The sequence below is a fragment of the Micromonospora sp. NPDC047707 genome, assembly GCF_040704235.1.
GTDB lineage: Bacteria > Actinomycetota > Actinomycetes > Mycobacteriales > Micromonosporaceae > Micromonospora.
The window spans coordinates 1-26,552 of the sequence record NZ_JBEYSU010000037.1 but is presented as its reverse complement, the minus strand read 5'-3'; the positions used below and the strand labels follow the sequence as shown (position 1 = coordinate 26,552).

General features: G+C 71.7%; 21 protein-coding genes, 1 tRNA gene and 2 pseudogenes. 15 read left to right on the top strand and 9 right to left on the bottom strand.

The features are described 5' to 3' along the window. Positions 1-13: 13 nt before the first annotated feature. The 8 genes and pseudogenes from AB0873_RS27280 (at position 14) to AB0873_RS27245 (ending at position 10,825) form a co-directional block, all read left to right on the top strand. A complete protein-coding gene (locus tag AB0873_RS27280; protein ID WP_366603210.1) occupies positions 14-1,219 on the top strand; it encodes an MFS transporter in 1,206 nt (401 codons plus the stop codon). 118 nt (positions 1,220-1,337) lie between these two features. After that, the gene (locus AB0873_RS27275) at positions 1,338-2,771 is read left to right on the top strand and encodes a PQQ-binding-like beta-propeller repeat protein (protein WP_366603208.1); all 1,434 of its coding nucleotides are present in this window, start codon (positions 1,338-1,340) and stop codon (positions 2,769-2,771) included. 126 nt (positions 2,772-2,897) lie between these two features. Beyond that, positions 2,898-4,565 (top strand): fumarate hydratase, encoded by a 1,668-nt coding sequence (locus AB0873_RS27270; RefSeq protein ID WP_366603206.1) that lies wholly within the window; start codon positions 2,898-2,900, stop codon positions 4,563-4,565. Between the two features lie 251 nt (positions 4,566-4,816). Further along, positions 4,817-7,783: a BTAD domain-containing putative transcriptional regulator gene (locus AB0873_RS27265; protein WP_366603205.1), complete on the top strand. Its 2,967-nt coding sequence runs from the start codon at positions 4,817-4,819 to the stop codon at positions 7,781-7,783. A gap of 45 nt (positions 7,784-7,828) precedes the next feature. Next, positions 7,829-9,238 (top strand): class II fumarate hydratase, encoded by a 1,410-nt coding sequence (locus AB0873_RS27260; RefSeq protein ID WP_196255893.1) that lies wholly within the window; start codon positions 7,829-7,831, stop codon positions 9,236-9,238. Between the two features lie 350 nt (positions 9,239-9,588). After that, a pseudogene (locus AB0873_RS27255) lies at positions 9,589-10,254 on the top strand (DUF5753 domain-containing protein); the annotation flags it as partial. Next, on the top strand, positions 10,245-10,433 hold the full coding sequence (locus AB0873_RS27250) for a DUF397 domain-containing protein (protein WP_366603204.1): 189 nt from the start codon (positions 10,245-10,247) through the stop codon (positions 10,431-10,433). The pseudogene AB0873_RS27255 and the gene AB0873_RS27250, both read left to right, overlap by 10 nt. Beyond that, on the top strand, positions 10,430-10,825 hold the full coding sequence (locus AB0873_RS27245) for a TIGR03618 family F420-dependent PPOX class oxidoreductase (RefSeq protein WP_366603202.1): 396 nt from the start codon (positions 10,430-10,432) through the stop codon (positions 10,823-10,825). Before AB0873_RS27250 ends, AB0873_RS27245 begins: the two co-directional genes overlap by 4 nt. Before the next feature lie 36 nt (positions 10,826-10,861). Here the strand turns inward: AB0873_RS27245 and AB0873_RS27240 are convergent, their stop codons facing one another. Continuing rightward, complete coding sequence (locus AB0873_RS27240; RefSeq protein ID WP_366603200.1) at positions 10,862-11,407, bottom strand: CGNR zinc finger domain-containing protein; 546 nt, start codon at positions 11,405-11,407, stop codon at positions 10,862-10,864. An 87-nt stretch (positions 11,408-11,494) separates the two neighbouring features. On the opposite strand from AB0873_RS27240, the gene AB0873_RS27235 reads away from it, so the two are divergent. Both AB0873_RS27235 and AB0873_RS27230 read left to right on the top strand, forming a co-directional pair. After that, the gene (locus AB0873_RS27235; RefSeq protein ID WP_366603199.1) at positions 11,495-12,454 is read left to right on the top strand and encodes a DMT family transporter; all 960 of its coding nucleotides are present in this window, start codon (positions 11,495-11,497) and stop codon (positions 12,452-12,454) included. A 182-nt stretch (positions 12,455-12,636) separates the two neighbouring features. Beyond that, a complete protein-coding gene (locus AB0873_RS27230) occupies positions 12,637-14,325 on the top strand; it encodes a S8 family serine peptidase (RefSeq protein ID WP_366603197.1) in 1,689 nt (562 codons plus the stop codon). A gap of 133 nt (positions 14,326-14,458) precedes the next feature. On the opposite strand, the gene AB0873_RS27225 is transcribed toward AB0873_RS27230, so the two are convergent. Continuing rightward, positions 14,459-15,394, bottom strand: a complete 936-nt coding sequence (locus AB0873_RS27225) for a hypothetical protein (protein ID WP_366603196.1) — start codon at positions 15,392-15,394, stop codon at positions 14,459-14,461. Between the two features lie 200 nt (positions 15,395-15,594). Continuing rightward, positions 15,595-16,362: a helix-turn-helix domain-containing protein gene (locus tag AB0873_RS27220; protein WP_366603195.1), complete on the bottom strand. Its 768-nt coding sequence runs from the start codon at positions 16,360-16,362 to the stop codon at positions 15,595-15,597. Between the two features lie 63 nt (positions 16,363-16,425). Here AB0873_RS27220 and cysS point away from each other — a divergent pair, with 63 nt between their 5' ends. Both cysS and rlmB read left to right on the top strand, forming a co-directional pair. Beyond that, complete coding sequence (cysS, locus tag AB0873_RS27215) at positions 16,426-17,841, top strand: cysteine--tRNA ligase (protein WP_155329972.1); 1,416 nt, start codon at positions 16,426-16,428, stop codon at positions 17,839-17,841. Continuing rightward, entirely contained in the window at positions 17,841-18,962 is a 1,122-nt protein-coding gene (rlmB, locus tag AB0873_RS27210) for a 23S rRNA (guanosine(2251)-2'-O)-methyltransferase RlmB (RefSeq protein ID WP_155329973.1), read from the top strand. The genes cysS and rlmB overlap by 1 nt, the downstream gene beginning before the upstream one ends. Positions 18,963-19,024: 62 nt before the next feature. On the opposite strand, the gene ugpC is transcribed toward rlmB, so the two are convergent. Next, a complete protein-coding gene (gene ugpC / locus AB0873_RS27205) occupies positions 19,025-20,116 on the bottom strand; it encodes a sn-glycerol-3-phosphate ABC transporter ATP-binding protein UgpC (protein WP_155329974.1) in 1,092 nt (363 codons plus the stop codon). A 333-nt stretch (positions 20,117-20,449) separates the two neighbouring features. On the opposite strand from ugpC, the gene AB0873_RS27200 reads away from it, so the two are divergent. Continuing rightward, positions 20,450-20,526 (top strand) — tRNA-Thr (locus tag AB0873_RS27200). A 73-nt stretch (positions 20,527-20,599) separates the two neighbouring features. Here AB0873_RS27200 and AB0873_RS27195 read toward each other — a convergent pair. The 4 genes and pseudogenes from AB0873_RS27195 to AB0873_RS27180 form a co-directional block, all read right to left on the bottom strand. Next, a complete protein-coding gene (locus tag AB0873_RS27195; protein ID WP_366603193.1) occupies positions 20,600-21,202 on the bottom strand; it encodes a site-specific integrase in 603 nt (200 codons plus the stop codon). A gap of 243 nt (positions 21,203-21,445) precedes the next feature. Next, positions 21,446-21,646 carry a helix-turn-helix domain-containing protein gene (locus AB0873_RS27190; RefSeq protein ID WP_366603192.1) on the bottom strand — a complete coding sequence of 67 codons (201 nt, stop codon included), beginning with the start codon at positions 21,644-21,646 and terminating at the stop codon, positions 21,446-21,448. Between the two features lie 32 nt (positions 21,647-21,678). After that, positions 21,679-22,140: pseudogene (locus tag AB0873_RS27185) on the bottom strand (replication initiator); the annotation flags it as partial. A 203-nt stretch (positions 22,141-22,343) separates the two neighbouring features. Next, positions 22,344-22,472: a hypothetical protein gene (locus tag AB0873_RS27180; protein WP_366603190.1), complete on the bottom strand. Its 129-nt coding sequence runs from the start codon at positions 22,470-22,472 to the stop codon at positions 22,344-22,346. A gap of 5 nt (positions 22,473-22,477) precedes the next feature. Here AB0873_RS27180 and AB0873_RS27175 point away from each other — a divergent pair, with 5 nt between their 5' ends. Both AB0873_RS27175 and AB0873_RS27170 read left to right on the top strand, forming a co-directional pair. Further along, the gene (locus AB0873_RS27175; protein ID WP_366603188.1) at positions 22,478-23,062 is read left to right on the top strand and encodes a DinB family protein; all 585 of its coding nucleotides are present in this window, start codon (positions 22,478-22,480) and stop codon (positions 23,060-23,062) included. A gap of 451 nt (positions 23,063-23,513) precedes the next feature. After that, positions 23,514-24,695, top strand: coding sequence for a low temperature requirement protein A (locus AB0873_RS27170; RefSeq protein ID WP_366603186.1), 1,182 nt, complete (start codon positions 23,514-23,516; stop codon positions 24,693-24,695). 518 nt (positions 24,696-25,213) lie between these two features. Here AB0873_RS27170 and AB0873_RS27165 read toward each other — a convergent pair. Continuing rightward, on the bottom strand, positions 25,214-25,804 hold the full coding sequence (locus tag AB0873_RS27165; RefSeq protein WP_366603185.1) for a hypothetical protein: 591 nt from the start codon (positions 25,802-25,804) through the stop codon (positions 25,214-25,216). Positions 25,805-26,552: the final 748 nt, after the last annotated feature.

Genomic DNA, 26,552 nt, shown 5'->3' with positions numbered 1-26,552 from the left:
GCACGCTGACCGGGTGACCCTGACCGAAACCCGTCCCGCCACCTACCGGGACGTTTTCGCCGTCGCCGAGTTCCGGGTGCTCTTCGGCAGCTTCGGCGTGTTCCTGATCGGCGAGACGGTGAAGATGCTCGCCCTGTCCGTGCTGGTCTACGAGCGCACCGGCTCGGGGCTGCTCGCCGCGCTGGCGTACGTGACCGGGTTCCTGCCGCACGCGTTCGGCGGGGTGTTCCTGCTCGCGCTGGCCGACCGCTGGCCGCCGCGCGCGCTGATCGTCGGGTACGACCTGCTCCGGCTCGCCGTGGTGGTGGTGCTCGCCCTCGGCGTGCTCTCCCCGGGGGCCATGCTCGGGCTGGTCGCGGTCGTCGGCCTGTTCGGCCCGGTCAGCAGCGCCGCGCGGACCGCGCTGCTGCCGGAGGTGCTGCACGGCGACGCGTACGTCCTCGGGCGGTCCCTGCTCACCGTGGCGGCCGGCGGCACGCAGGTGGCCGGGTTCGCCCTCGGCGGGCTGCTGCTCGGCCTGGTCGGCCCGTACGGCGCGCTCTGGCTGACCGCCGCCACCTGCGGGCTGTCCGCCCTGCTCGTCCGCGTCGGGCTGGCACGACGCCCACCTCGGGCGCGACCGGACGGCGGGAACGCGGTCCGGGAGACCTGGCGGGTCAACCGGGCGTTGCTCGCCGACCGGCGCGTCCGGGGCCTGCTGCTGGCGCAGTGGCTGCCCGGCTCGGTGCTGGTCGGGGCGGAGGGCGTCGCCGTGCCGTACGCCGCCGGCCTCGGCGTCGACGCCAGTGCGGGCCTGCTGCTGATGGCAGCCGCGTTCGGGATGCTCGTCGGGGACCTGCTGGTGGGGCGGTTCGTCGCGCCGGCCCGCCGGGAGGCGTGGACGCCGTGGCTCGCGCTGCTGCTCGGCGTACCCATGCTGGCGTTCGTGGCCCGACCGGCGATGTGGCCGGCCGCGGCGCTCTTCGCGGTGGCCACCGCGGGCTTCGCGTACCAGCTCGGCCTGGCCCGCCGGTTCCTCGACGCGGTGCCACAGGAGCGGCGGGGGCAGGCGTTCGGGCTGGTCAGCACCGGTTTGATGGCGGTGCAGGGGCTCGCGGCGGCGGCTGGCGGTGCGCTCAGCGAGGTGCTGGCGCCGGGCACGGTGATGGCGCTGGCCGGGGCGGCGTCGCTGGTGGCGACGCTGGCGCTGTGGCGGGTGCTGACGCCGCCGCGGCCGTGAGCCTGAGGTGTTAACAAGGGGCCCTTCCTCTGCACCAGGCGTTAATAAGGGGCCCTTCCTTTCCATCCAACGGCGTGCCGGGGGGCGTTTGGGGCGGGTGGGTGGCTACGTTGGGGTGGTGGCGAAGGGGAGCGGCCTCGGCGTACGTGGCTGGCTGCTGCTCGGGCTGATCACCGTCGTCGTCCTCGCGTCGACCGGAGTGTGGAACCCGTTCCCCGGCATCTGGGACTGGGTCGACCGCAGCGAGCCGATCTCCGAGCCCGACGTGGTCTGGCAGCACCGGATCGGCGGCACGCCGCGCAGCGTCACCTTCGCCGGGGACACCGTCGTGGTCGAGCAGCGCACCCGGGTAGAGGCACGCCGGCTCAGCGACGGCACCCAGCTCTGGGAGCGCAAGGCCGACTGGGCGGCGGTGGCCGGCGGCGACCGGGACGCCGTCGTCGTCGTGGGCAAGCTCCTGGTCAAGGGGTACGAGGTACTCGACCCCACCACCGGCGTCACCCGGCGGCGGGACGACGACGCCGTGGCCGTCTGGACGTGGCGCAACCTGCTGCTCGACGCCCGCTGCGTCGAACCGACCGACTGCACACTCAGCGCCTGGGACCCGCGCGGCACGGCTCCGCTGTGGACGGCTTTCGTGCCCGGCGTCCGCAGCGGTCTGCTCGGCGACAACCCGGCGCTGCTCGACACCCGCCGGCTCGACGCCGTCCGGATCGACAAGGAGGCGGCCGGGCCGGAACCGGTGCCCCCGCTGCTCGGTCTCCCGGTCGACAACCGGGTGCACGTGCTGGACACCGCCACCGGGCGGGTCCTCACCGACGTCGAGCCGGGCCGCGAGGAACGGCTGTCGGTGGTCGGCGGCCGGCTGCTGCGGATCACCGCCCGGTCCCAGGACGGCACCTGCTTCTTCACCATCTCCGGCCGGGACCCGACCACCGGCCAGGAGGCGTGGCAGCGTGCCGGCGTCAACCTGCGGACCGCCGACGCCGCCGGGTGCGCCCAGCGGGAGGATCCGCAGGGCGCGCGCAACGTCCTCCTCGGGGTGGCGCCGGACGGCCGGGAGGCGGTCCTCGACGGGTACGACGGCCGGCTGCTGCTCGTCACCGCCCCCGGCGAGAAGATCGTCGCCGTCGACGACCGGTACGCCCTGGTCCGCGCCGCCGACAAGCGCTCCGTCTCCGCCCGGGAACTCGGCACCGGCCGGATCCGGTGGAGCCGTCCCACCGGCGCGAAGGCGGGGGCCGCGCTCACCCCGTACGCGGCGGTGCTCGCCGAGGACAAGCCGTCCCGGCTGGTGGCGCTCGATCCGCGTACCGGCGCGGAGCTGGCGACCCTGCGGACGGCCGCGAACGCGCTCGCCGTCGGCCCCACCGGCATGATCATCGGCGAGGGTCGGGAGATCGGGTACGTCCGCTTCGGCGGTGCCGCGGTCGCCCCGCCGCCGGCCGGCGGTGACGGGCCGCGGCCGGGCCCCGCCGGGACCGGTGACGTGCCGGCGCCCGAGGACAGCTGCGGGCCGAAGCGGGAGCTGTGCCCCGACCCGGACAGCTGACCGTGGTCCCACGGCGGCGCCCCTCCGGCGCCTCCGCCCGGTCCGACCGGCGCCGATGAGAGCGGCGTCCCAGGACCCACCCGGCGGGTGGGACTGATCGACCCTCCTGCCCTAGGCTTTCCGCTCATGAGCAGTGCCGCCGCCTTCTCGTACGCCCCCCTGCTGCCGACCGGTCCCGACCAGACGGAGTACCGCCTGGTCACCGACGAGGGCGTCGACGTCGTCGACGGGCCCGGAGGCCGCCGGTTCCTCACCGTGGAGCCGGCCGCGCTGACCGCGCTGACCGCCGAGGCGATGCACGACATCGCGCACTTCCTGCGCCCCGCGCACCTGGCGCAGCTCCGGTCGATCATCGAAGACCCGATGGCCTCCCCGAACGACCGGTTCGTCGCGTTGGACCTGCTGCGCAACGCCAACATCGCGGCCGGCGGCGTGCTCCCGATGTGCCAGGACACCGGCACCGCGATCGTCATGGGCAAGCGCGGCCGGCACGTCCTCACCGACGGCGCCGACGCCGAGGCCATCTCCCGCGGCGTGTGGCAGGCGTACACCCGACTGAACCTGCGGTACTCGCAGCTCGCCCCGCTGACCATGTGGGAGGAGCGCAACACCGGCAGCAACCTGCCGGCCCAGGTGGAGATCTACGCCGAGGACCCGGACGGGCACCCGGACGCGTACAAGTTCCTCTTCATGGCCAAGGGCGGCGGCTCGGCCAACAAGTCGTACCTCTACCAGGAGACCAAGGCCCTGCTGAACCCGACGCGGATGATGCAGTTCCTGGAGGAGAAGCTGCGGCTGATCGGCACGGCGGCGTGCCCGCCGTACCACCTGGCCATCGTCATCGGCGGCACCAGCGCCGAGTACGCGTTGAAGACCGCCAAGTACGCCTCCGCGAAGTATCTGGACGCGCTGCCCACCGCCGGCTCGCTCACCGGGCACGGCTTCCGTGACCTGGAACTGGAGGCGGAGGTGCTGGAGCTGACCCGCAACTTCGGCATCGGCGCGCAGTTCGGCGGGCGGTACTTCTGCCACGACGTACGGGTGGTCCGGCTGCCCCGCCACGGGGCGTCCTGCCCGGTGGCGATCGCCGTCTCCTGCTCGGCGGACCGGCAGGCGGTCGCGAAGATCACCCCGTCGGGCGTGTGGCTGGAACGACTCGAAACCGACCCGGCCCGCTACCTGCCCGACGTCACCGACGCGCAGCTGGACACCTCCGAGGTCGTCCGGGTCGACCTCAACCGGCCGATGGACGAGATCCGCGCCGAGCTCTCCAAGTACCCGGTGAAGACCCGCCTGTCGCTGAGCGGCCCCCTGGTCGTCGCCCGGGACATCGCCCACGCGAAGATCGCCGAGCGGCTGGACGCCGGTGAGCAGATGCCGTCGTACCTGCGCGACCACGCCGTCTACTACGCCGGCCCGGCCAAGACCCCCGAGGGGTACGCCTCCGGCTCGTTCGGCCCGACGACCGCCGGCCGGATGGACGCGTACGTGGAGAAGTTCCAGGCGGCTGGCGGCTCGATGGTGATGCTGGCCAAGGGCAACCGTTCCGCCCAGGTCACCCGCTCCTGTCACCAGCACGGCGGCTTCTACCTCGGCTCGATCGGCGGCCCGGCCGCCCGGCTCGCGCAGGACTGCATCAAGCACGTCGAGGTCCTGGAGTACCCCGAGCTGGGCATGGAGGCGGTCTGGAAGATCGAGGTGAAGGACTTCCCGGCGTTCATCGTCGTGGACGACAAGGGCAACGACTTCTTCGCCGAGGTCACCAAGCCGGTCCTCACCGTCGGCCGCCGCTGAGGTTCCGCGTACGCGTCGGCCGTTCTCCTCGCGGAGTACGGCCGTCGGCGTCTCCGACGCCGGTGCGCCCGTCCGTCTGGGGACCGGGCGGGCGCACCGCCCCCGTCGGATGCCGCATCCGGCAACCCGGATCGAGTCTCGACCTCCGCCCTGTCGATCCGCTCTCACATCGCTATCACCGGCGTGTGGCGAGCTGTCACCACCGGGCTACGCTGCTGGAAGTTGCCTGGATTCGACGGCGGGGGCGGTAGATGCGGTTCGGGATCCTGGGACCCTTGCGGGTCGGCGGTGGCGACGCCACCGTCACCGCGGGTCGGGACCGGACCGTGCTCGCCATGCTGCTGCTGCGGGCCGGCCGGATCGTGCCGGTGGACGACTTGGTCGACGCGGTCTGGGAGGACCGGCCACCGGCCACCGCCCGAGCCCAGTTGCAGACCTGCGTGTCCCGCCTGCGGCAGCGCCTCGTCGCGCTCGGGCTGCCACCGGAGACCATCGTCACCGACCCGGTGGGCTACGGCGTACGCACGGCGGACGGTGACCTCGACGCGGAGGTGTTCGCCCGGGAGGTCGACGCCGCCCGGTCGGCCGTCGCCGCCGGCCAGCTCGCGGACGCCCGCCGCCGCTTCCGCGCCGGGCTCGCCCTCTGGCGCGGCCCGGCGCTGAGCGGAATCACCAGCCGGAGCGTGCGCCGCCGGGCCCAGGCCCTGGACGAGCAGCGGCTGACCGCGCTGGAGGAGTGCGTGGATGTCGAGCTGCGGCTCGGCCACGCGGCCGACCTGCTCGACGAACTCGCCGAGACAGTGGAACGGCACCCCCTGCGGGAGCGGTTGCGCGGTCACCTGATGCTCGCTCTCTCCGCGGTCGGACGGCAGGCCGACGCGCTCGCCGTCTACCGGGAGGGCCGCCGGTTGTACGCCGAGGAGCTGGGCATCGATCCCGGCGCGGCGTTGCAGGAGCTGCACCAGCGGGTGCTCGCGGGCGACCTCGCCATGACCACCACCCAGCGGACGACGGTCACCTCGGTTCGGGCCCTGCCCCGGGCGATCGACGACTTCACCGGCCGCCAGGACACCATCGCCCGCCTGCTGAAGGAGATCGAGCAGGACGGCACCCGGATCCAGGTGATCGACGGGATGGCGGGCAGCGGCAAGACCACCCTCGCTGTGCACCTGGCGAACCGGATCGCCGGCCGCTACCCCGACGCGCAGCTCTTCATCGACCTGCACGGCCACAGCGAGCGCACGCCACTGTCGCCCACCGCTGCGCTGGCCACCCTGCTGCGGCAGCTGGGCGTGCCGCCCGAGCGCATCCCGGTGCACCTGGACGACCGGCTCACGCTGTGGCGCACCGAGCTGTCCGGGCGCCGGGCGCTGGTGCTGCTGGACAACGCCGCGAGCGCCGACCAGGTTGCGCCCCTGCTTCCCACCGGACCCGGCTGCCTGACGCTGGTCACCAGCCGGCGCCGACTGGTGGGGCTGGACGAGGGGCGTCCCTCCTCGCTGCCGGTGCTCGACCTGGACGAGGCCGTCGAGCTGCTGGGCCGGGTGGCGGGTGCGGACCGGGTCGCGGCCGAACCGGAGGCCGCCGCCGAGGTGGCACGTCGCTGCGGGTACCTGCCCCTGGCCATCCGGCTCGCCGGCGCCCGGCTGGCCCACAGACCGGGGTGGCGGATCGCCGACCTCGTCGACCGGCTGGCCGGCGCCCGCGATCCGCTCGCCGAGCTCGTCGCCGGGCAGCGCTCGGTCGGGGACGCGTTCGCCCTGTCGTACGCCCAGGTGCCCCCGGCAGCGCAGCGCCTTTTCCGGTTGCTCGGCCTGCACCCGGGGATCCGGTTCGACAATTCGGTCGCCGCCGCCCTGACCGACCTGCCGCTGCCCGACGCGCAGGCCCTGCTCGACGAACTCGTCGACGCGCACCTGGTCGACGAACCCGAGCCCGGCCGGTTCCGCCTGCACGACCTGGTCCGCGAGTACGCCCGGCGGCTCCTCGCCGAACCGGAACGGCGGGCCGCCCTGGAACGCCTGCTCGACCATCACCTGTACGTCGCCGACACCGTCAGCGCGCAGATCGAGACGAGCAGCGGCCGAGGGTTGTTCGCCCTGCCGCCACCGCCGCGACCGGACCTGGTGGCTGCCGCGGCGCAGTGGGCGGGCTGGTACGACGAGAATCGGGCGGTGCTGACCGCCCTGGTCCGGCTGGCCGAGGAGGACGGGTTCCGCCGGCACTGCTGGCAACTGGCCCGCGCGACGTGGGGCGCGAACTTCGAGCGGGGCCACCTGGACGACCTGGTCGAGACGCACAGCGCCGGCCTGCGCGCCGCTCAGCGGCTGGGCGACGACGACGCCGTGTCCGTCATGCTCAACTACCTGTCGTCGGCCTACTACCGGCTCGCGCGCATTCCGGAGGCCATTCGGCTCATCGAGATGGCGCTTGACCTGCGGCGCCGACTCGGTTTGGTGCATCAGGTGCGAGTCAGCCTGTGGAACCTGGGCAGTCTGCACGCCGCGAACGGCGACTACCGGCAGAGCAAGGAGTGCTTCGACGAGGCGATCGGCCTGACCCGGCAGTTCGGTGCGTCCGCCGAATCCGCCAACCTGCTCAACAACCTGGCTGACGCCCTGCTCAACTGGGGACGCTACGACGAGGCGTTGCGGGCCAGCCGGCAGCACCTGCTGAATTCGCGTCAGATACACGACCTGAGGCACGTGTCGCGGGCGATCGGGCACATCGGGGTGATCCGCCACCGGATGGGGGACGTCGAGCCGGCCCGACGGTTGCTGCGGACGGCGCTGGTCCTGAAGCGCCGGTTCGGCAACCGGTACGGGGAGGGCGAGGCGCTCAACGAACTGGGTGCGATGGAGCGCGGGGCGGGCCGGCCGGAGGCGGCAGCGGCACTGCACCGGGAGGCGCTGACCGCGATGATCGACTCAGGCGACCGGATCGCGCAGTGTGCGTCGCGCAACCTGCTCGCGCGGGCGATCCTGGAGCAGGGGGACGTCACCAGCGCGCTGGATCTGTTCCGCCGGGTGCTGAGTGACGCGGCCAGGATCGGCAATCGCTACGAGCAGGCGCGGGCGCTGGACGGGATCGCCCGCTGCCTCCGGACGGACGACCCGGTCGCCGCCCGCGTGCACTGGACGCGGGCGCTCGCCCTGTTCCAGCAGATCGACGTGCCGGAGCGGCACGAGGTGGAGCGGCTGCTCGGCGAGCTGGGCTGAGTCGCTCGGCGCGAACATCTGCACGCCGTGGCGGTGCGCGGCAGGATGGTACGCGTGACGACTCCAGAGGCGACGGGTTACCGGATCGAACGCGACTCGATGGGCGAGGTGGAGGTGCCCGCCGAGGCGCTGTGGCGGGCGCAGACCCAGCGTGCGGTGCAGAATTTCCCGATCTCCGGCCGGGGGATCGAGCCGGCTCAGATCAAGGCCCTGGCGCAGGTGAAGGGGGCCGCGGCGGAGGTCAACGGCGAGCTGGGGGTGATCGACGCGAACGTGGCCGCCGCGATCGTGGCCGCCGCCGCGCACGTGGCCGCCGGTGGGTACGACGACCAGTTTCCGGTGGATGTCTTCCAGACCGGCTCCGGCACGTCCTCCAACATGAACGCCAACGAGGTGATCGCCACCCTGGCCAGCCGGGAGCTGGGCCGGGACGTGCACCCCAACGACGACGTCAACGCCTCGCAGTCCAGCAACGACGTCTTCCCGACGTCGATCCACCTGGCCGCCACCCAGTTCGTGGTGGAGGATCTGCTCCCCTCGCTCCGGCATCTGGCCGAGGCGCTGGAGGGCAAGGCGGTCGAGTTCGAGACCGTGGTCAAGGCGGGCCGTACCCACCTGATGGACGCCACGCCGGTCACTCTCGGCCAGGAGTTCGGCGGGTACGCCGCGCAGGTCCGCTACGGCATCGAGCGGCTGGAGTCGGCGCTGCCCCGCCTCGCCGAGCTGCCGCTGGGCGGCACCGCCGTGGGCACCGGCATCAACACCCCGCTCGGCTTCGCCGCCCGGGTGATCGAGAAGCTGCGCGCCTCGACCGGCCTGCCGCTGTCGGAGGCGCGCAACCACTTCGAGGCGCAGGGCGCGCGGGACGCCCTCGTGGAGACCTCGGGGCAGCTCCGCACGGTCGCGGTCGGCCTGTACAAGATGGCCAACGACATCCGCTGGATGGGCTCCGGTCCCCGCGCCGGCCTGCGCGAGCTGCGCATCCCGGACCTCCAGCCCGGGTCGTCGATCATGCCCGGCAAGGTCAACCCGGTTGTCTGCGAGGCCGTCCGCCAGGTCTGCGCCCAGGTGATCGGCAACGACGCCACCGTCGCCTTCGCCGGCTCCCAGGGCGACTTCGAGCTGAACGTCATGCTCCCGGTCATGGCCCGCAACATCCTGGAGTCGATCAAGCTGTTGGCCGCGTCGAGCCGCCTGTTCGCCGACCGCTGCGTGGTCGGCCTGGTCGCGGACGCCGAGGTCTGCCTGGCGTACGCGGAAGGCTCGCCGTCGATCGTGACCCCGCTCAACCGCCACCTCGGGTACGACGAGGCCGCCTCGATCGCCAAGGAGGCGCTGGCCAAGCAGATCTCCATCAAGGAGGTGGTGATCGCCCGGGGGCACGTCGACTCCGGCAAGCTCACCGAGACGCAGTTGGAGGAGGCGCTCGACCTGCTCCGGATGACCCATCCCTAGCCGTCCTGCGGCCAGCGTGAGCCGGGCCGTCGCGCACGGCCACGGCGCCGCGCCGGCCCGGCACAGCCAGATCGGTGGCAGCGGCGGGTGCGGACGCCCGGCCGGCGGTTGTCGGGGCGGCACCTGGCGGGCTGGCGTGGGCGGCCGGGTCGGGGGGCCTCGCGGGTGGGGCCGGGCATGGTGGTGCCCTCCTTTGGAGCTGACTCGTTCACGACATCACCCCGGCGCGGCGGGACCGCCCGGCCGGGGGAACGGGCGGTCCCGCGCGGCGCGGCCGTATCGGGGACTGGGCCGGCCGCGCCGCTCTTCACACTCTGCTGTGGACACCACTACGGTCGGAGGTGTTTCGCTACTCGGCGTCGATGGTCAGCGCCGCCGAGTTGGGCCAACAGCCGCCCACCGGCAAGTACCTGGAACAGTTCGACAAAGCCCTCGACACCGGCGGCCTCTTCGGCCGCATGTTGAGCGACCTGGTCAGCCTCGACCGCGCTCAGGCCTGGCAGCGTGGCGCGAAAGCGATCATTGCCCAAGCTGCCCGGCTGCGATGGTTTGAACCGTTGTACGTTCCTGGCCTACTTCAGACCGAGGGTCATGCGAGAGCCGTCTTCGAGGCGGGCGGCCTTCTCGATGCCGAAGATCCTGTCAGGCGAAACGCGCCCTACCTGGTGGCGATCGTCGACGAGGCTGCCCTGCGTCGGCGCGTGGGGGAGCGCAAGACCATGGCCGAGCAGTTGCTACACCTCGCGCAGGTCGCCGCCGAGCATCCCCGGGTCCGACCGCACGTCGTTCCTCGCTCGGCCACGGAGTATCCCGGCCTGAGTGGGCCGTTCATCTTGGCGACCTCGGTCGACGGCAGTGACGTGGCCTTCCTCAGCAGCCACATCGGAGGGCAGGAGCTGGATCGACCCCAGGATCTCTCGTTCCTGCGGCAGGTGTGGGAGGTTAGCCTCGGCGAGGCGTGCACACCCGCGCGGTCAATCGCCCTGATGAAGGAAGTGGCCAAGTCGTGGAGTTGAGCGGCGCCCGGTGGCGCAGGAGCAGTCGAAGCGGCCAGTCCAACGACTGTGTCGAGGTGGCGACGAATCTGCCGGGGCTGGTGGGGGTGCGGGACAGCAAGGATCCGGCGGGGGCGGTGCTGTGCTTCGGGGCGTACAACTGGCGGGTCTTCGTGGCGGCGTTGCCGCAGCGGAGGTGACCGGCGCGCCCGGCGCGGACGTCCTCGCCCGGCTGGCCCGCGAACGGGTCGTGTGGCTCTGCACGTTGCGGGCGGACGGGTCGCCGCACCTGACGCCGGTGTGGTTCCTGTACCGGGACGGTGAGTGGTGGGTCGGTACGGCCGAGCGGAACCGCAAGGTCCGCAACGTGCTCGCCGACCCGCGGGTGTCGCTGGCACTGCCGGACGGCGATGCGCCGGTCGTGGCGGAGGGGACGGCAACGGTGGTGCGGACGCCGTTCCCGGCCGATGTGGTGACGGCGTTCCGGAATCGGTACGACGGCTGGGACGTCTCGGTCGACGGGCCGGACGGCCGGTACGTGCTGTTGCGGATCGCGGTGTCCCGGTGGCTGTTGACCGGCACGGCGCGCTGATGCATTGACGACATCAGCTCCAAAGCGTCCGATCGGTCACCTCTTTCCGGCGGCCTTGCGGGCCCGGTAGGCGGTGACGGCGGCGCGGTTGCCGCAGCCGGCGTCGCAGAAGCGGCGGGACCGGTTCTTCGACAGGTCGACCAGGACGTTGTCGCAGTCGGGGTGGTCGCAGATCCGTAGCCGGCTCAGCTCGCCGCTGCGGACGAGGTCGGCCATCGCCATCGCCGCCTCCACCGCCATCCGGACGGCGAGAGGCGCGTCGCGGGGCACGGCGTGCAGGTGGTACGGCTCGTCGTCGTGCGTGATGAGCTGCGGCAGGGCGTCGTTCTCCCGGAGCAGCCCGTTGACGATCGCCACGATCTCGTCGGTGTCGGCGTGCCAGAGCCGGCGCAGCCGGGGGCGCAGCCCGCGGACGGCCTCCAGCTCCGCGTCGGTGTGCTCGTGCCGTCCGCTGTACGCGTGGGCGACGAAGAACTCGTCCAGGGCGGCCACGTCCGGCAGGCCCTCGCCGTCGCTGCCGCCGGTGTTGACCAGTGCGGCGGCGGCGATGAGCGAACACTCGGTGTCATGGGCAAAAAGCAACTTGACTCCTGTCAGGGTGCCGGCCTAGCGTCATTGGCGTAGGCATATTTTGCCCGTGACGCCACCGAATCGCCAAGGAGAGCCCCGATGCGCCAACCATCCGTCGGCGGTGCCGGCCTCGTCCTGGCCGTGTTCTCCGCGCTGACGTTCGCCACCTCCGGCACGTTCGCGCGGTCGTTGATCAACGCCGGCTGGTCGGCGGAGGCAGTGGTGGTCGCCCGCGTCGGCCTGGCCGCCCTGGTCGTGGCGCTGCCGGCGGTGCTGGCGCTGCGCGGACGCTGGTCGGTGCTCCGCCGCAATGTCGCGTCGATCGGCGTCTTCGGGCTGCTCGGTGTCGCCCTCGCCCAGGTGTGCTTCTTCAACGCCGTGCGGTACCTGCCGGTCGGCGTCGCGCTGATGCTGGAGTACCTGGGCATCGTGGTCGTCGTCGGCTGGATGTGGCTGGCCCACGGGCAACGCCCGCGCCGGCTGACCGTCGCCGGCTCGGCCGCGGCCCTGGCCGGGCTCGCGCTCGTGCTCGACCTGACCGGCGCCGGCCGCCTCGACCCGGTGGGTGTGCTCTGGGGGCTCGGCGCGGCGATCGGGCTGGCCGGCTACTTCGTGCTCGCCGGGCGGGTCGACGCGAACCTGCCGTCGGTGGTCATGGCCTCCGGCGGGATGGCCGTCGGGGCGGCCGTGCTGCTGCTCCTCGGCCTGGTCGGCGTGCTGCCGCTGCGGGCGACCTTCAACGACGTCGACTTCGCCGGGCAACGCACGAGCTGGCTCGTGCCGGTGGTCGGGCTGGTGCTGGTGGCGGCGGTGATCGCGTACCTCTCCGGGATCGCCGCGGCGCGCATCCTCGGCGCCCGGCTGGCATCCTTCGTCGGGCTGACCGAGGTGATGTTCGCGGTGCTGATCGCCTGGCTGGTGCTGGACGAGCTGCCGACCCTGGTGCAACTGCTCGGCGGCGGATTGATCGTCGCCGGCGTGGCCCTGGTACGCCTCGACGAGCCTCGCGACACCCCGGCGGCGGGCGAGCCGGAGCCCGCGCTGGCCGCCGGCCGCTGACGGCTGGGAACGGTGGGCGGCCGGAGCGCGCCGAACTGTCCACTTTGACGGACCTGCCCGGCGTCTCGGGCCGTCTTAGGGACGAAGACGATCTGTCGGGCGTAATGGGGTAGGTGTCTGGCGGAAACCGTTCCGGTGTTGTGTGATGGCTGCCACGTCCCTCAACGAGAGGATCCGATGTGGTGAGCAAGCGTTTCACCGCCGGTGCCGTCGCTACCGCAACGGCCCTGGCACTGACGGTGACCGGGCTGGGGGTGCCGGCGGGTGCCGCGCCGACCAGTATCCGGACATTCACCGTCGTGGCCGAGGACGGCGTCACCGCCGATGCGGCCATCGCCGCGATCCGCGGGGCCGGGGGCACCGTGGTGTCCCGGACCGACGACGTCGGCATGTTCCAGGTCACCAGCGACCGGGCTGACTTCGCGGCCCGCGCCACGGCCGCCTCGGCCCTGATCGGTGCCGCCGAGCAGAAGGCCATCGGTCGCAAGCCCAAGGTCGACCGGGTCGAGCAGGAGCACCTGCTGGCCGCCGCGGTCGCCAAGGGCTCCGGCGAGCGCCGGTCGGCGCGGATGGACCCGCTGGACGAGAAGCTGTGGGGTCTGGACATGATCCGGGCCGACAAGGCCCGCAAGGTCGAGCCGGGCGACCGACGCGTCACGGTCGGCGTCCTGGACACCGGCGTCGACGCCAGCCACCCGGACATCGCGCCGAACTTCGACTGGAAGCTGTCCCGCAACTTCGCCCCCGACATCGTCGACGTGGACGGTGAGTGCGAGGTCGCGAGCTGCGTCGACCCGGTCGGCACCGACGACGGCGGCCACGGCACGCACGTGGCGGGCACCATCGGCGCCGCCGCCAACGGCTTCGGCCTCTCCGGCGTCGCGCCGAAGGTCTCCCTGGTCGAGCTGAAGGGTGGCCAGGACTCCGGCTACTTCTTCCTGGAGCCGGTGGTCAAGTCTCTGCTGCACGCCGGCAAGGCCGGCCTCGACGTGGTCAACATGTCGTTCTACGTCGACCCGTGGCTCTACAACTGCACCGCCAACCCGGCCGACTCGCCCGAGGACCAGGCCGAGCAGCGCGCCATCATCGAAGCGATGAAGCGGGCGCTGAACTACGCCCACAACCGGGGCGTCACGCTGGTCGGCGCCCTCGGCAACAACCACGAGGACCTCGGCGACCCGCGGGTCGACACCTCCAGCCCGGACTACGGCGACACCCCGCCGTACCCGCGGCCGATCGACAACGACAGCTGCTGGGACCTCCCGGCGGAGGGCCCGCACGTCATCGGTGTCTCCGCGCTCGGTCCGTCGGGCAAGAAGTCCGACTTCTCCAACTACGGTACGGAGCAGATCAGCGTGGCCGCGCCGGGTGGCTGGTTCCGGGACGGCTTCGGCACCGACACCTTCCGGACCGACGCCAACATGATCCTCTCCACGTACCCGAAGAAGGTGCTCCAGGAGGAGGGCTCGGTCGACGAGGACGGCAACGTCGTGCCGGAGGCCGCGACGTTCGTGTTCAAGGAGTGCAAGCGCAACGGTGAGTGCGGGTACTACACGTACCTGCAGGGCACCTCGATGGCCGCGCCGCACGCCTCGGGCGTGGCCGCGCTGATCGTCAGCAGGTACGGCAAGCAGCAGGGCCGGGCCGGCTACGGCATGAACCCGGACCTGGTCGAGCAGCACCTGTACCGCACGGCCGCCGAGCACGCCTGCCCGGAGCCGCGGCTCCAGCAGTACCGCAACGAGGGCCGCGACGAGACCTTCGACGCGTACTGCGCCGGTGGGCTCAACTTCAACGGCTTCTACGGGTACGGGATCATCGACGCGTACGCGGCGGTGACCAGCCCGCTCAAGCCGAACGCCCGCCCGTAAGGGCCAGATCGACCCTGGGGGCCCGGTCGACCGTCGCGGTCGGCCGGGCCCTCCGGCTCTGATCGACTCCGGTTCATGGAAGTCGGGCCATCGGTGCGTGGTGGATACCGCGACTTCATGGAAGTCGAGTCGATCAAGGACGCCAACCGCGCGAGGTGAGCGCGGCGCGCACCTCGGCGGCGATCTTTGGGAACTCCTGATACAGGCGACGACTGGTCACGTGCAGCACCAGCCAACCAGATGTCACGAGCTGGTTGAGCCGCTGGCGGTCGAGGTGGAGCCGCTCCCGGTCGTGGTGCCAGTGGCCGTCGTACTCGACCGCCACCCGGTACTCCGGCCACGCGAGGTAGGGATGGAGGACGCGGCCGGTCGGCAGGCGGACCGGATGCTGGGTGACCGGTCGGGGCAGGCCCGCCAGGGCCATCCGCACCCGTAGGTGCGACTCGGGTGGTGACTGTGCACCCGGGTCGGCGAGATCGAACACCCAGCGGGCCCGCTTCCCGCCGGGCCGGCCCCCGCGTAGACCCGCCTCCGCCAGCAGCGCCGACCGCGTGGTCAGGCCCTGTCGGAGCAGCGCGTCGAGGATGCTGACCGCCCGGACCGGTTCCAGCCAGACAGCGGTCTCCCACGCGGCCTGGGTGGGCCCCGTTCGAGCGCAGCCGCCGTCGGACGTCGGCGAAGAGGCCGGATTGCCTTCGCGCCCCGGCCCGGAGGGATGATCGTCCGCCCCGGCGACGTGCAGCCGGATGCCCTTCTGCGCGCCGACCCGGCGGGACAGCGGGACGAGCACGTGGACATCGTCGGCGAAGGTGGCCGCGTGTTCGACGCCGTGCAGGTACGCGGCCGAGGGGCCGGCGAACAGCGCGCCGTCCGGCAGGCGCAGCGCGGCGGCGCGGCACGCCAACGCGTGATCCCGCTCCAGCCGCGCGTCGGCGTACACGTCGTGGCGGAGGCGGACCCAGGCCGAGCTCCGGAGCTGATGCTCGGTGAGCAGCCGTCGACGGACGGCGTCCGAGCCACGGAACACCTGCCAGGCGAGGGTGGCGGGCCGATGCGGTCGAGGTGGCATGCCGACCAGCGTGCGGCGTCCGGTGGTGTGGGGACAGACCTGTGGACAACCGCCGGCCCCGTCCCCGCCGTCGCCTGTGGACAAACCGTGATGCGGCCGGTCAGGTGTGGTACAGGCGAGATCAACTCGTCATCCTGGAGGTCGGGCTGTCGCAGTGACTCGGAAACCCCGACCTCAATGACGTCGAGTGGATCAAGGGGTCAGCGGAGGGCGGCGGCGACGGCGGTGGCCGCCGCGAGCACCTGCGCGCCGACCGTCTCGGTGTCCAGGGCTGCCAACGACACCACGCCGACGCTCGCCTCCAGGCCGGGTACGCCCAGCACCGGCGCCGCCACCCCGTACGCCCCGGACTGCAACTCCCCTGCGGTGCTCACCGGGCCGGCGGCGCCCGACCGGCCGGCGAGGATGGCCCGGCCCGCGGCCCCGCGTTCCAGCGGATGCCGTGCCCCGGTCCGGTACGCCACGTGGAACGCCGTCCAGCTCGGCTCCACCACGGCCAGCGCGACGCCCTCGCCGCCCTCGACCACGGTCAGGTGGGCGGTCGCGCCGGCCTGCTCGGCGAGCCGGCGCAGCGCGGGCAGCGCCCCCTCGGCCAGCAGCGGCTGGGCCCGCCGGGCGAGGTGCAGCACACCGGCCCCGAGCCGCAGCCGGCCGTCGGCGTCGCGGCGCAGCATCCCGTGCGCGGTCAGCGGCGCGACCAGCCGGTAGACGGCCGCGCGGCCGATGGCCAGCCGGTTCGCCGCCTCCGTGACGGTCAGCCCACCGGGCGCGTCGGCGACCAGGTGCACCAGCCGCAGCCCGCGGTCCAGGGTCTGTGCGCTCTCACCCCCGCGCACCTCGGTCCCACCGCGTCCACCGGCCGCCGGAGCCACCCGGGCCGGCGGCGCGCCGGTCGCCTGGCCGGTGCCGGGCGGCAGCTCGGGGTCCCGGGCCGTCGGGTCGCTGCCGGGTCGGGCGGTGGTGTCCACGACCAGCAGCGTACGACCCGGCTCCGGGCGACCCGGAAAAGCGGGGACGGATACCCTTGTACGGTGACGCTACGCCTGTATGACACCGCCACCCGATCGGTGCGGGACTTCGTCCCGCGGGAAGCCGGCAAGGTGGGGGTCTACCTGTGTGGTCTCACCCTCCAGGCGCCGCCGCACATCGGGCACCTTCGCTCCGGCGTGAACTACGACGTGCTGCGCCGGTGGCTGCTCGCGCACGGTCTGGAGGTCCGGTTCGTCCGGAACCTCACCGACATCGACGACAAGATCCTCGTGAAGGCGCAGGAGCAGGGCCGGCCGTTCTGGTCGATCGCGTACGCCAACGAGTTGAAGCTCGCCGCCGCGTACCGGGCGCTGAACGTGCTGCCCCCGACGTACGAGCCGCGGGCGACCGGGCACATCCCGGAGATGCACGAGCTGATCGCGAAGCTCATCGACACCGGGCACGCCTACCCGGCCACCGACGGCTCCGGCGACGTCTACTTCGACGTGTGCTCCTGGCCGGCGTACGGGGCGCTGTCCAACCAGTCCCCGGACGACATGCAGTCCGCCGGCGACGCGCCCGACCGGGGCAAGCGCGACCCGCGCGACTTCGCCCTGTGGAAGGGCGCCAAGCCGGAGGAGCCGGCGGACGCGTACTGGCCGTCGCCGTGGGGGCGGGGCCGGCCCGGCTGGCACATCGAGTGCTCGGCGATGTGCTGGCGCTACCTGGGCGCCGAGTTCGACATCCACGGCGGCGGGTTGGACCTGACGTTCCCGCACCACGAGAACGAGCTCGCCCAGTCGCAGGCGGCCGGGCTGTCGTTCGCGCGGTTCTGGGTGCACCACGGCCTGCTCAACATCGGCGGCGCGAAGATGGGCAAGTCGCTGGGCAACACGCTCGACCTGACGTACGTGGACTCGCTCGGTGTCCGCCCGGTGGAGCTGCGCTACTACTACGCCGCCGCGCACTACCGGTCGGCCATCGACTACTCGGAGGACGCGCTGCGCGAGGCGGCCGTCGCGTACCGGCGTGTCGAGGGCTTCGTCCAGCGGGCCGCCGAGCGGGTGGGCGCGGGGTCGCTCGGCGAGGTGCCGGCCGCCTTCGCCGCCGCCATGGACGACGACCTCAACACGTCGGCCGCGCTCGCCGTGGTGCACGAGGTGGTCCGGGACGGCAACACCGCCCTGACCGGCGGCGACGATGTGACCGTGCGCACCGCACTCGGCCAGGTGCGCGCCATGCTGGATATCCTCGGTGTCGACCCCCTGGACCCGGCGTGGACCGGTGGCGGCGGCGCGGAGGACCTGCGCGCCGTGGTGGACTCCCTGGTGGCCCTGGCCCTCGAGCAGCGCGCGCAGGCGCGCAGCCGGAAGGACTGGGCCGCCGCCGACGCGGTACGCGACCAGCTCAAGCAGGCCGGCGTGGTGGTCGAGGACACCCCCCAGGGCCCCCGTTGGACTATTGGAGAGCAGGACTGATGGCCGGCAACTCGCAGCGCCGTGGCCGGCGACTGACGCCGAAGAAGGGCGCCACGAAGGGCTCCGGCGGCAAGGGTCGGGACGCCCTCGCCGGGCGGGGTCGCACCCTGCCCGCCGACGAGCGGCCGTGGCACAAGGCGTACTCGGGCACCGAGAAGCTGCCCCAGCGCACCGCCTGGAAGCAGGAGAAGGAACGCCGGGCCGCCACCGAGGAGGGGCGCGCCCCCAAGATCGGCCAGCCCGGCACGAAGGACACCACCTGGGGCAGGGGCGGTGGCCGGGGGGTACCCGCCGGCAAGGGCGGCGGGAAGGGCCGGCCGGCCGGCCGCGGCGGCCCCCGGGTCGCCCCGGGCCGCAAGGCCAACCCGGCGAAGGACGCGCCGGAGCTGCTGGTCGGCCGCAACCCGGTGCTGGAGTCGCTGCGGGCGAACGTGCCGGCGACCGCCCTGTACGTGGCGCAGGGCATCGACATCGACGACCGGGTCAACGAGATCGTCCGCACCGCCGCCGACCGGGGCATCGCGCTCCTCGAGGTCAGCCGCGCCGAGCTGGACCGGATGACCGGCGGCGTGCTGCACCAGGGCGTCGGGCTGCAGGTGCCGCCGTTCGCGTACGAGCCCTTCGAGGACCTGATGGCCGCCGCCCTGGAGCAGGCCGCGCCGCTGCTGGTCGCGCTGGACGGGGTCACCGACCCGCGCAATCTGGGCGCCGTGATCCGGTCCGCCGCCGCGTTCGGCGCGCAGGGTGTGTTCGTACCCGAGCGGCGGGCCGCCGGGATCACCGCGACCGCCTGGCGGACCAGCGCCGGCGCGGCCGCGCGCGTCCCCGTCGCCCAGGTGACCAACCTGACCCGGTCGCTGAAGGCCTGCAAGGAGGCCGGCTTCATCGTGGTCGGCCTGGACGCCGACGGCGAGACTGACCTGTACGACCTGGAAGCCGCCGTCGGCCCGCTCGTGGTGGTGGTCGGTTCCGAGGGGCGCGGGCTGTCCCGGCTGGTCGGCGAGACCTGCGACCTGACCGTCAGCATCCCCATGATCTCCGACGTGGAGTCGCTCAACGCCAGCGTCGCCGCGGCCGTGACCCTCGCCGAGGTGGCGCGCCGCCGGGCCGTCGAAGGCTGACGGTTCCGTAGACACCCGAAAAGGGGCGGTCCGCCGAAGCGGGCCGCCCCTTTTCGCGTACGTCAGATCCGGACGCCGGTCTTCGCGTGGAAGACGTGGCTGCGGCCGGTACGCGGCTTGACGAACACGGTGTCACCCATGTTCGGCATGCTGCGCCGGTCGGTGCGGACGACGAAGCGCTCGTTGGCGCCACCCAGCGCGGCGTGGCCGTAGACGTTGGCGTCCGAGCCCAGGTCCTCGACCAGCTCGACGACCACCGGCATGCCGCCCTCGGTGGGGCTGACCAGGTCGCAGTCCTCCGGGCGGAAGCCCACGGTCACCTTGCCGTCGCCACCCTCGGCGCGGGCCGCCTCGACCTGCTCGCGGGTGAGCGGGACGTACATCTCGGCGAACTCGGCGCCCTTGTCGTTCAGCGGCACCGTCTTGATGTTCATGGCCGGGGAGCCCATGAAACCGGCGACGAAGACGTTCGCCGGGGTGTCGTAGAGCGCCCGCGGGGTGTCGACCTGCTGCAGCTCACCGTCGAGCAGGACGGCCACCCGGTGACCCATGGTCATGGCCTCGACCTGGTCGTGGGTGACGTAGACGGTGGTGACGCCGAGCTTGGCCTGGAGCGACGCGATCTGCGTACGGGTCTGGACCCGCAGCTTGGCGTCGAGGTTCGACAGGGGCTCGTCCATGAGGAAGACCTGCGGCTCGCGGACGATCGCCCGGCCCATGGCCACCCGCTGGCGCTGACCGCCGGAGAGCGCCTTCGGCTTGCGGCTGAGGAAGTCCTCCAGCTGGAGCAGCGCCGCCGCCTCCTTGACCCGCCGGTCGATCTCCGACTTCGAGGTCTTGCGCAGCTTGAGCGCGAACGCCATGTTCTCGTACACCGTCATGTGCGGGTAGAGGGCGTAGTTCTGAAAGACCATCGCGATGTCGCGGGCCTTCGGCGGCAGGTGCGTGACGTCCCGGTCGTCGATGTAGATCGAGCCCTGGTCGACGTCCTCGAGGCCGGCGAGCATGCGCAGGCTGGTGGACTTGCCGCAACCGGAGGGGCCGACCAGGACCAGGAACTCGCCGTCGCCGATCTCCAGGTCGAGCTGGTTGACGGCGGGCCGCTCGGTGCCCGGGTAGATCCGGGACGCCTTGCTGTAGGTGACCGTAGCCATGGGGGATGCTTCCTTTCACCGGCAGGAACGTGCCGGACGATCCGAGTGAAGGAGCGACCGGCACCCTGCGGGTACCGGCCAACGGCCAACACCCCGTCTGTCGAGGTGTCGACCGTGTCACTGCACGGTAATCGCCTTTTTCAGCGGTGCCAAGGCGAGGAAGCCGCGGAGGAGACCGACGGCATACGCATACCGGTCACTCGGGCACGGCGCGGCACCAATCGACGCAGACTGCGGCCGGGTCGGGTCGGCATCTTGACGTTTCCCGTGCTCGGGACGCCTGGCGCACGGGAAATCCGGACGTCAGTCGCTATGCTGACCACGGCACCACGCGCCCCTGTAGCTCAGCTGGCCAGAGCACTCGCCTTGTAAGCGAGATGTCGCCGGTTCGATCCCGGCCGGGGGCTCCAATTCCACCAGGCAAATCGCAGCGGACGTCCGTGGGCGAGAGCCGGTTGACAGCAACGCTGACAGCAACCGTGCTCACGACAGCCGCCCGTCGAGCTTCCCCAGGGCCTGACGCATCGCGTCGAGGTTGGCGTGAGCGTAGACCTTCAGCGTGACCTTGACGTCGGCGTGCCGGGCGATGGCCTGGACGACGTGCGGCGGAACGCCCAGCTCCATCAACAGCGATACGACCGTGTGCCGCAGGTCGTGCAGGCGGACACCGGGCAGGCCGGCGACGTGCCGAAGCCGAGCGAACGAGCGACTGAGGTTGGTCGGCTCCATCGGGGTGCCCCGCTCGGAGGGGAAGACCAGGTCGTGGTCCTCCCAGACATCGGCCAGCGCCGCTCGCTCGGCTTGTTGGCGCTCCTGGTGCTCAAGCAGGGTGAGCCAGGTGACCTCGGGCAGCGGCAACACTGCTTCGGAGCCCTCGGTCTTGGCGTCCAGGATGTGGAGCTTCCCCGCCACCCGCTGGACGGTCTGCTGGACCCGCAGAATGCCTTCGTCCAGGTCGACGTCCGACCAGCGGAGCCCGACCAGCTCGCCGCGCCGGAGACCCATCGTGGCCGCCACGACGTAGAGCGCGTGGAGCCGGTGGCCAGCGGAGGCGGCGAGGAGCTTGCGCACCTGGTCGACGGACAACCCCTTGCCGACCTTGTACCGAGGCGAAGGAACCCGGACGAGCTTGGCGACGTTGCTCGACGAGCTTGGCGTGGGCTTCCTCCCAGGTGGCCCCGTAGACGAACTTGCGTTTGCGGGTGCCGTCGGTGGTGAGGACGTATGCCTGTCCGACCCAGCGGCCGTCGCTGGAGCGCTGGTAGATGGAGCCTTCGCCGTGGGGGTTGCGGCGGGCGGTGGACTGGCGCTGCTTGGGCTGTTTGGGCATCAGGCGGCTTCTTTCGTGAGCGTGGCGATCGTTTCGTCGATGGCGGCGGCGGGGATGAGGCGGCGGCTGCCGACCTTGAAGGAGCGCAGCCGGCCGGAGCGGATCAGGTCGTAGACGAGCGAGCGGCCGATGCCGAGCGCTCGGGCGGCTTCCTCCACGCGCAGCACGCGAGGAGTGATCGGGGTGGAGGTGTTGTCCAACTGGTGGCCTTCCTCGTGCGGCGGGGCAGGGCTCATGCGGCGGCCGGCGAGGTGTCGGCCGGGGTGGTGGCGTGTTCGTGGGCGAGTTCTTCGCGGCCGGTGGTTCGTCGTTCGCGTGCCATGGCGGCGGCGGTGTTGGCGAGGAGGGCGTCTCCGGTGGTGTGCCAGCCGACGCCGGCGAAGGTGAGGGTGCCGACGACGAGGGTGGTGTCGTCGGCGAGGTGGTCGACGGCCCGCAGTGCATTGGTGTGCTCGTCGCCCTGGTCGTGGTAGTGCTCGTGCCGGCGGTAGGCGACGCGGGTGTCGCGCAGGAGCTGGAAGGTCACCGAGTAGCGGCGGCCCTTGGTGAGGAAGTGGCCGCCGTAGCCGAGCATGTGTGCCCACCTGCGCAGCCGGGCGTACGGGTTGGCCGTGGCCGATTTCGTCGGTTCGGCGTCAAGGGCGGCTTGACGGGCGGCGGTGCAGACGGGGCAGGCGGCGTAGCGGGTGTGGGTGGCGAGCGTGACCGTGCACGTTCGAGCGATCTGGTGGAACGGACAGACGAGCCTCAGCGGCACCGCGCACCCGTGGCGGTTCGAGGCTCGGCGAGACGCCGGCGGCTGGCGGGTGTGGGCAGCCGACCTGCCGCCGTGGTGCGGTGTGCACGTGCGGGCGGACACCTGCCGCTGACCCTTCCCGGACCGGCTAAGAGGTTGTCTCACGCGGCAAGTTTCGCGAGCTTCTTGTAGCAGGTCAGGGCGGCGGCCATGGCCAGGCCTCGGCTCCGCCGGTCGTTGCGGACCACGTACGGGATCTTGAGACCACGAGCGGCCCATGGCAGGCTCATGCCGCATGATCGATGATTTCGCGAAAGACAACCTGCACGGGAGACTGCGGCGGGACCGCAAGGCGCTGCTCTGGAAACTCGACGGCTTGTCCGAATACGACGCCCGCCGACCTTTGACAGCGACCGGGACCAATCTCCTCGGCCTGGTCAAACACGTGGCCACCGTCGAGGCCAGGTACTTCGGCGAGGTCTTCGACCGCCCTTCCCCGGAACCGCTGCCCCGGTGGCAGGACTCCAACGGCAGCGATCTGCGGGCGACCGAGGACGAGACCCGCGATCAGATCATCGGGTTCTACCGGCGCACGTGGGAACACTCGGACGCGACGATCAACGAGCTTCCCCTCGACGCCCCCGGCCACGTGCCGTGGTGGCCGGAGCCTTATGCCGACACGAACCTGTTCGCCATCATGGTCCATGTCCTCGGCGAGTCCATCCGGCATGCCGGGCACGCCGATATCCTGCGCGAGGGCCTCGACGGCCGGACCGGGTTGCGCGCCGAACACGAGAAGCAGATCGACGAGGAAGCCCGTGCAGCCTACTGCGCGAAGATCGAGCAGGCCGCCAGGTCGGCCGCACCAATCAAGGCTTAATTAGTGAGTCTGCCGGCGGTTTGCCTCCTGGCGGACCGCCTCCGTGAGATCCCGCCAGGTGCCGGCCGAGGTCTTCATCATCCGGCCGACCATCGAGTGGGCCGACGCTTCATCCCGGAAGTCGTGCGAGACCTCCTGCCCTCCATCGCCACCGAGACGGCCACGGACCCGCCAGAGTCGGCCGTCGGACTCGGGACCTGGGTGACAGATCGGTATCAGGACCTGGGTGACACTCCGCCCTCTGTAGCACCGGCCGACGCTTGGCCAAGGTCGACGAGCTAATCCGAACCCGCGGCGACGGATGGAAGGAACTCATCGGCCTCGACCGTCGCCCGTCCGTGTAACGCGGCTCGCTCGATCCAGTCCACGGCAGCACGTCCGCGGTCACCGCCGTTGCCGTATGTCAGAATGCTCCCAAACCTGGAGCAGAGCTGGCAGAACGGGCGAGCCGATGGCGACGAGCAGGGCGGCCGAGCTGGTGAGGAAAGCCGGGGATCCACAGCGGGCTACGTTCCTGGAACTCTTCTTCGACCTGGTGTTTGTCCTCGCGCTCTTTCAGCTCTCGCGCGGCCTGGCCGAGGATCTCGGGTGGAGCGGCGCCTTCCGGACGCTGGTGCTGTTGGGGGCCATGTGGTGGGTCTGGTCCAGCACCGCGTGGCTAACCGACCGGACGGACCCACAACGACCGGTATTCCAGGCGCTGGTCATCGCGACCATGGTCGGCAGCCTGGTGATGGCGGCCGCGGTGCCCGAGGCATTCGGCGACACGGGCCTGATCTTCGCGGGCGCCTACGTCGCCGTTCAGCTCGGCCGCGGGCTCGTCCTCGTGGCCGTTCTGCGTGGCCACGAGCTGCAGCGCATCGGCGTGCGCGGGCTGTTCTGGTACGGCCTGTCGGCGCTGCCGTGGATCGCGGGGGCGCTCGTGCACGGTACGGCGCGTGGCGCGTTGTGGGCACTCGCGGTGGCCCTTGACCACACGGCAGGCAGAATCGGCTTCCCCACCCCGGGGGCGGGCCGAACGTCCAGTCAAGACCTTGTGATCTCGGGTGAGCACCTGGCCGAGCGCTACCGGCAGTTCTTCATCATCGCGCTCGGCGAGCTGATCCTGGTTACCGGCCTGGCGCTGAGCAGCAGCGGCTTCGCGCCGGACGGGGTCACGGCGTTCGCAGTGTCGATCGCGACCACCGTGCTGCTGTGGCGGATTTACATCTACCGCGCTGGGCAGGTCCTAGCGGAAGCGATTGCCGTGTCTGCCGACCCGGTCCGCCTCGCCCGATCGGCGTCATACGCCCACCTGGCCATGGTGGCCGGCGTGGTCGCTGCAGCCGTCGGCGCCGAACTTGTCATCGCCCATCCACTCGGGCACACCGCACCGGCCTGGATCGCCGTCATCCTCGGCGGACCCGCGCTGTACCTGGCCGGGCGCGCCCGCTTCGAGCACGCGGTATTCGGCCGGGTGTCCCGGTCCCGACCGATCGGCGTCCTGGCGCTGGCCGCCCTGACACCGGCGATGCTCCCCCTGCCGCCTGTCGTGGTTGCCGCCGCTGCTGCCCTCGTCCTGACCGGGATCGCCATATCCGACGCAGCCCGCGCCCGCAGACACCCGTCCGAGCCGCCGTCACCACCCGGCTAGCCGGATGTGTCACCCATGTTTGAGACTGTTCTGTCACGCAGGTCCTGAGACCCGACAGCCGGCTACCGGCGAAGTTGTTCAAAGTTTCTGTACGTCTTCAAGGCGGCCCGCAACGGGCCGCACGCGCCGCCGCCTGGGCGCGCGCCGGCCGCTGCCGCTGTCGCTCTGCGGCCGTCACGCCTGACGCCCGGCGGCTGGCGCGGAGAGCGGGGAGCCCGGAGGGCCGCCGCAGAACGACATGGGCGTTGACCGGTGAGGGGTGGGCTGGCAGCCGGCCGGGCCGCGCGGCCACGAGCCCGCGCGGCGTGAGGGAGCGGACGCCGGCCGCGTCGGCGAGATGGCGGCGGTCCGCGGGGCTGTGGTTACTGCGCCTCCGGCGGGGGCGCTTGGGCTCCGAGATGGCTCCGAACCCGTCGGCGGGTTGCGGCCCGTGGGTGGTTGCGCGGGCCATCCCGTCTGCCCTCGACCCGGGCGAGCCGAGCAGACCACCACCCGGCCCGCCAGCGTCCGAACCTGCGTCAAGGCCCGCTTGACGTGGCGGGCCGGGCGGCGGCCCGCTCCCCAGGAGGGCGGGTCGAGGGCAGACGGGATGGCAACCGTTCCTCATCGGGGAGGGGTAGGAGCGCAATGAAGTCTTCTGCCAGGTCGACAAGTTCCATCACCTGAACAGGGGTGGTGTGTCCATGAGCACCTCGGCTAGCAAGCATCACCACCCGTTCACCCACGATGAATGCGCCTCCGCTCATCGCGCCTACCTCTCGCGCGGCCAGTAGGAGGTGCTTCAGGGTGTAAGCACGGTCGACGTAATCAGGCGGTAGCAGGGCGGTCAGTGCTCGCTCCAACGCGAGGCGAACGAAGGAAGCCGAGAGCGCGGGCAGGTGCACCATGCTGCGAGCCGTTTCGAGGTCGTACCGTATCTTGCTCTCGGTCGGATAGCCGGGGACGGCCTCAACCGTCGCAACCTCCCTGATCGAGACCCTGGCCTCCTCCGCGACGGTCTCCCACTCAGCCTCAAGCGGCCCAGCCTTGAATCGCCGTAGCCCGTCACCGAGCAGGGCAGAGTCCGGCGACGGTAGAGGACCAGCGAGATCAAAACCACCGTGGGCCAAGCCAGCGATTGGACCAGGGCAACCACAAATTGACGGCAGTTCACGGCATCACTATCTCAGGGGCGGCGGCGGCCAGGCCGTCACCAGGCCGTCGGACGCAGCGCCGCGAACTAGACCTGCTGGACCCAAAATTGCCACCCCTCAGGTGCTGGCGGCCAAGACGGATCCGGACGCCAGCCCTGCGGCGGCACCCAGCCGGCCGGCGCTGGGGGCCAGTTTGGTGGCACGGCGAACCGCCACTGAGGAGTAGTGGCCGGCTCCGCAGGTGCGGCCACGGTCTGAGCGGTTGGCATTACTCCGCTCGCCGTCGGGGGCGACTCCAGCCAGGCGTTCGACAGCTCGCTTGCTTTGGACATATTCACAGCGACGTCTGCTTTGACGCGGTTTCCCTTCAGCACGGCACGGGCGGCGACCGTCAGCCCCATGCTTCGAAGGTGCGTGAGTACTGGCAGCGTTTCGGTAGACATGGCCGGGCTGAGTGTTCCCGCCGCATCGCCGTTGATTCTGACTTCGACGAGGGTGCGCGTGGAGCGGGCTCGCTGGACTTCAACCTCGTGCAAGGTGACGTAGACCCATGACTCGCCCGCTGGGCTCACGAGGGAGGCGAGGTGAGCCATGTGTTTCTCCTCCCCGGTCACCTGGACGAACCGACCTGTTCCGCACCGGGTTTGATGGAGACATCGAAACCTGGGAGGAACACCAGCGATGCCCGCACAGAAGAAGTACAACGATGAGCTGCGTGAGCGTG

Excerpts from the sequence above, each read along its gene's own strand:
- AB0873_RS27265 (WP_366603205.1), top strand. The coding sequence starts at position 4,817 with ATGCGGTTCGGGATCCTGGGACCCTTGCGGGTCGGCGGTGGCGACGCC.
- AB0873_RS27225 (WP_366603196.1), bottom strand. The coding sequence starts at position 15,394 with ATGCCACCTCGACCGCATCGGCCCGCCACCCTCGCCTGGCAGGTGTTC.
- AB0873_RS27270 (WP_366603206.1), top strand. The coding sequence starts at position 2,898 with ATGAGCAGTGCCGCCGCCTTCTCGTACGCCCCCCTGCTGCCGACCGGT.
- AB0873_RS27235 (WP_366603199.1), top strand. The coding sequence starts at position 11,495 with ATGCGCCAACCATCCGTCGGCGGTGCCGGCCTCGTCCTGGCCGTGTTC.
- rlmB (WP_155329973.1), top strand. The coding sequence starts at position 17,841 with ATGGCCGGCAACTCGCAGCGCCGTGGCCGGCGACTGACGCCGAAGAAG.
- AB0873_RS27175 (WP_366603188.1), top strand. The coding sequence starts at position 22,478 with ATGATCGATGATTTCGCGAAAGACAACCTGCACGGGAGACTGCGGCGG.
- AB0873_RS27260 (WP_196255893.1), top strand. The coding sequence starts at position 7,829 with ATGGTACGCGTGACGACTCCAGAGGCGACGGGTTACCGGATCGAACGC.
- AB0873_RS27180 (WP_366603190.1), bottom strand. The coding sequence starts at position 22,472 with ATGAGCCTGCCATGGGCCGCTCGTGGTCTCAAGATCCCGTACGTGGTC.
- ugpC (WP_155329974.1), bottom strand. The coding sequence starts at position 20,116 with ATGGCTACGGTCACCTACAGCAAGGCGTCCCGGATCTACCCGGGCACC.
- AB0873_RS27170 (WP_366603186.1), top strand. The coding sequence starts at position 23,514 with ATGGCGACGAGCAGGGCGGCCGAGCTGGTGAGGAAAGCCGGGGATCCA.